Here is a 3,488-nt window from a genome sequence, read left to right as displayed (position 1 = left end):
GTCCATTACATCCTTCATTCAGCGTACTCACCATGTCATTGGCTTGAGTAATGCCTTTGAGCCGTTCATTGGACGTACTCATAGAAAAATCCATTCGAGCGCGTCCAATTGTGAGCTTCATTCAGCGTACTCACCACAACACCTGCTTGAGTATTCCCTATAAGATGCAGCGTCCTGTTTCAGCTGTTTTTCCAAAGTAAACCAAACGATCGCGAGTGCCGATCTCCTAAAAAAAAGAATAGCCATGGCAGTCATGACTATTCTTTCCGTGTTTCTTTTTATAATGTAAAAGATTTTGCGTCGAAGAGAAACTCTTCGCGGTCTTTCGCAGGGACCATGGAGCCGCCGGTCGCCCAGGCAATATGTGTCGCCTGATCCATTTTGTCGGTCAGTCCTTTTTCACGAAGGTAAGCCTGACCGTCTTCGGACTGCATCAGACGATACGGACCAACGATCCCGGCAACTGCAGCCGGTTCAAGGAAGATGCCTTCTATTCCGTATAATCTTGATAACAGAGCTTTAAAGACGTCATCATCCACCGTGTAGCCACCACTAAAGAAAGTGCGCATCAGCTTAGCCACTAAACCGGACGTTCTTGGAACAGCCAGTCCGTCCGCGACGGTCAAACCACCTAAACCTAAATCAAAGACAGAGACTTCATCGAATTTCTGACTCAGTAAACCGACCATCATGCTTGGCATTTTTGTCGGTTCAGCGAAGAAACAGTGGACATGATCACCAAAGGCTTGCTTGAGTCCGAATGTGATGCCGCCGGGTGAGCCGCCGATACCGCAGGGAAGATAGACGAACAGCGGATGATCTTCATCGACCTGGATACCTGCTATATCCAACTGTACTTTCATGCGTAAGCCGCCCGCCGTGTAACCCAAAAACAGTTCCACAGAATGCTCATCATCCACAAAGTAGCTGTTCGGATCTGCTTCAGATTGCGCACGACCATTTTCAACAGCTTTGGAGAAGTCGGTATCATGTTCGATCACTTCCACACCGATATTTCTTAAGTATTCCTTTTTCCAGCGTTTGGCTTCGACTGACATATGCACGGTGACTTCAAAACCTAACTTACGTCCCATCGTCCCGACACTGATACCCAGATTTCCTGTGGTTCCTACAGTAATATTATGTTTTGAGAAAAAGGATTTGAATTCGTCACTCGCGAAAACTGCATAATCCTCATCCGTATTCTTAAGCAGCCCATGCTCCAATGCCAATGTTTCCGCATGTTTGAGCACTTCATAAATCGCTCCTCTGGCTTTAATGGTACCTGAAATCGGAAGCAGATCATCGCGTTTCAACCAGAGACGTCCGTCTAAGTCTTCATCCATTGCTTCATCCAGATAGTTTTTCATTTCAGTTATCTCTGATAAAGGCGATTCAATAATGCCGGCTGTTTCTTCTGTCTCCGGAAAAGCCACTCGGATAAAAGCGGCGAAACGCTGCAGACGCGCTTCCGCATCAAGGATATCAGCTTTGGAGTACTTGGTTTGAGCTGTCGCTTCTTCTGCCGGCAGCGCCATGGTATTCTTCCAGAAAACCTCTTCCCCTTTTTTTATATTCTTCAATAAGGGTGTCTGTTCAATCATTTCAACTATGTTTTTATCTGTCATCACTGTCTCCCTTTCTTTATTTGATCGACTTCTATCTCCTGTTCAGCGTTATCATTATAGCATACTAAACAAAGCAGAAAAATGAATGAAAGGGCCTTCTAATCAGAAGATAATCTTTAGCATCTTTGTTCTAAAAATTCACTTCCTGGTGATATTTTCTTCGCCGTATACTTCTGTTAAATAGCTGATGGACTGATCGATCAGTTTCTTCAAAACATCCGTATCGATGTCATCCAGTTTATTGACATACACACAGGCTTTACCGGTTTTATGCTTGCCGAAATCCCTTAACAGTTCCTGACGCTTTTCGTTACCTGTTGCAAAATACAGACTAAACCGTGCTTTCCGCGGTGAAAATCCGACCAGCATCGCGTCCCCTTCATGTCCGGATTCGTATTTATAATGATAAGCCCCATAACCGATGATGCTTTCTCCCCACATCTTAGGTTCCATCCCAGTTGTTTCCGAAAAAATATCCAGCAGTTGAAAGGCATCCTCACGCTTTTTAGTATTTTCAACTGATTCGATAAAGGCGACCACACTTTCATCAGTCGGCTGTGTTTTCAATTTGTACATGATGGCTCTCCCCCAGTTCAGTTTCTTTCTTGATACTACTTCCAGTTTACCATATCGTCTGATCTTTCAGATAAAGAGGTTACTTGTCGACTAATAATCCATTAGCAATTGGCTGAAATAATCGTTATACTAAGCGTATTGAACGTTTCTTGAGGAGTGATAGGAATGCAGCAGTACCCTGTAGCAGAAATTATGGATATCTGTGTTGAAGCTGGAAGAGTCATGCTGGAAAACGGCGCAGAAACCTACCGCGTGGAGGACACACTCTACCGCATAGCTAAAAGTTATCATCTTGAGAATATTAACGTCTTTGTTGTTCCTACAGCTCTGATTATTACAGTTCAGGGAAATGACGGATTGGATCACACCGAATTACTGCGTATGAATGATAGAAATACTAATCTGGAAAAAGTTTCCATGGTCAATGATCTCTCAAGACAGTTGGCTAAAAAAAATCTCCCTCCCAAAAAGGTCAGAGATAAACTGACGAATATCAAAAACACCCCTACGAATTTTACTCGTCTGCAGAGAAATGGGGCCATGGCTCTGGCCTGCGGCGGCTTTACTCTTTTATTCGGCGGGTCCTTCATGGAGGTCCTCCCGGCTTTTATTGCCGGCGGATTAGGACATTACTTATATGAAGTTGTGAACAATTGGACCAATGTCAGCTTCTTTGCTGAAATGATCGCTTCATTTTTCATTGGTCTTCTAGCAGTCTTGTTTATCACTCTTGGATTTGGTCAGGATCTCAACGTCATCATTATTGGCAGTGTAATGTCGCTTGTCCCCGGCATGGCTATTACAAACAGTTTCAGAGACCTGATGGCTGGTCATTTACTTGCCGGTGTGGCCGTCCTTGCTAAGGCATTGATCACGGCCGGTGCGATCGGGATCGGTATAGCGATCGTTCTCGCATTCTTATAAAAAGAAAGACTAACTATATAAAGTCAAGCAATAAAACCTAATATTTCTACAGTCTATTTTGGAATTTAAGGGCGCATCAAATAAACTTAAGCAAGCGTCATTTTTGAAATTATTTCAAACGCACTTCGTATGGTTCATTCTTTTTTAAAATAGCGTAAATAATGTAACAGAGTTTGCGTGACACAGCGCCCAGAGCTGTAAGGTGGTGTTTACCTTCGGATATTTTCTTTTCGTAAAATGCTTTTAATACAGGATCGTGTCTTGAGGCTACTAGTGCAGCGGAGAATAAGGCTTTTCTTAAATATGGAGAGCCCCGTTTACTCATGACGTTGTGTGTCCCTTCAAACTCACCCGATTGGG

At 43.6% G+C, this 3,488-nt stretch carries 4 protein-coding genes; 1 reads left to right on the top strand and 3 read right to left on the bottom strand.

The window, feature by feature from the left end; genetic code table 11:
* Positions 1–278: 278 nt before the first annotated feature.
* Both dsdA and BMX84_RS12270 read right to left on the bottom strand, forming a co-directional pair.
* A complete protein-coding gene (gene dsdA, locus BMX84_RS12275) occupies positions 279–1,628 on the bottom strand; it encodes a D-serine ammonia-lyase (RefSeq protein ID WP_091490342.1) in 1,350 nt (449 codons plus the stop codon).
* Between the two features lie 138 nt (positions 1,629–1,766).
* The gene (locus tag BMX84_RS12270) at positions 1,767–2,204 is read right to left on the bottom strand and encodes a DUF1801 domain-containing protein (protein WP_091490339.1); all 438 of its coding nucleotides are present in this window, start codon (positions 2,202–2,204) and stop codon (positions 1,767–1,769) included.
* A gap of 165 nt (positions 2,205–2,369) precedes the next feature.
* Here BMX84_RS12270 and BMX84_RS12265 point away from each other — a divergent pair, with 165 nt between their 5' ends.
* A complete protein-coding gene (locus tag BMX84_RS12265) occupies positions 2,370–3,128 on the top strand; it encodes a threonine/serine exporter family protein (protein ID WP_091490336.1) in 759 nt (252 codons plus the stop codon).
* A gap of 109 nt (positions 3,129–3,237) precedes the next feature.
* Here BMX84_RS12265 and BMX84_RS12260 read toward each other — a convergent pair.
* A partial coding sequence (locus BMX84_RS12260; RefSeq protein ID WP_143058727.1) for a transposase occupies positions 3,238–3,488 on the bottom strand: 251 nt, incomplete at its 5' end.

This window comes from Alkalibacterium putridalgicola, from assembly GCF_900109825.1.
GTDB classification, from domain to species: Bacteria; Bacillota; Bacilli; order Lactobacillales; family Carnobacteriaceae_A; genus Alkalibacterium; species Alkalibacterium putridalgicola.
This window is presented reverse-complemented; position numbering and strand designations above follow the sequence as displayed.

Coding starts and splice junctions, on each gene's coding strand:
- dsdA (WP_091490342.1), bottom strand. CDS start 1,628: ATGACAGATAAAAACATAGTTGAAATGATTGAACAGACACCCTTATTG.
- BMX84_RS12270 (WP_091490339.1), bottom strand. CDS start 2,204: ATGTACAAATTGAAAACACAGCCGACTGATGAAAGTGTGGTCGCCTTT.
- BMX84_RS12265 (WP_091490336.1), top strand. CDS start 2,370: ATGCAGCAGTACCCTGTAGCAGAAATTATGGATATCTGTGTTGAAGCT.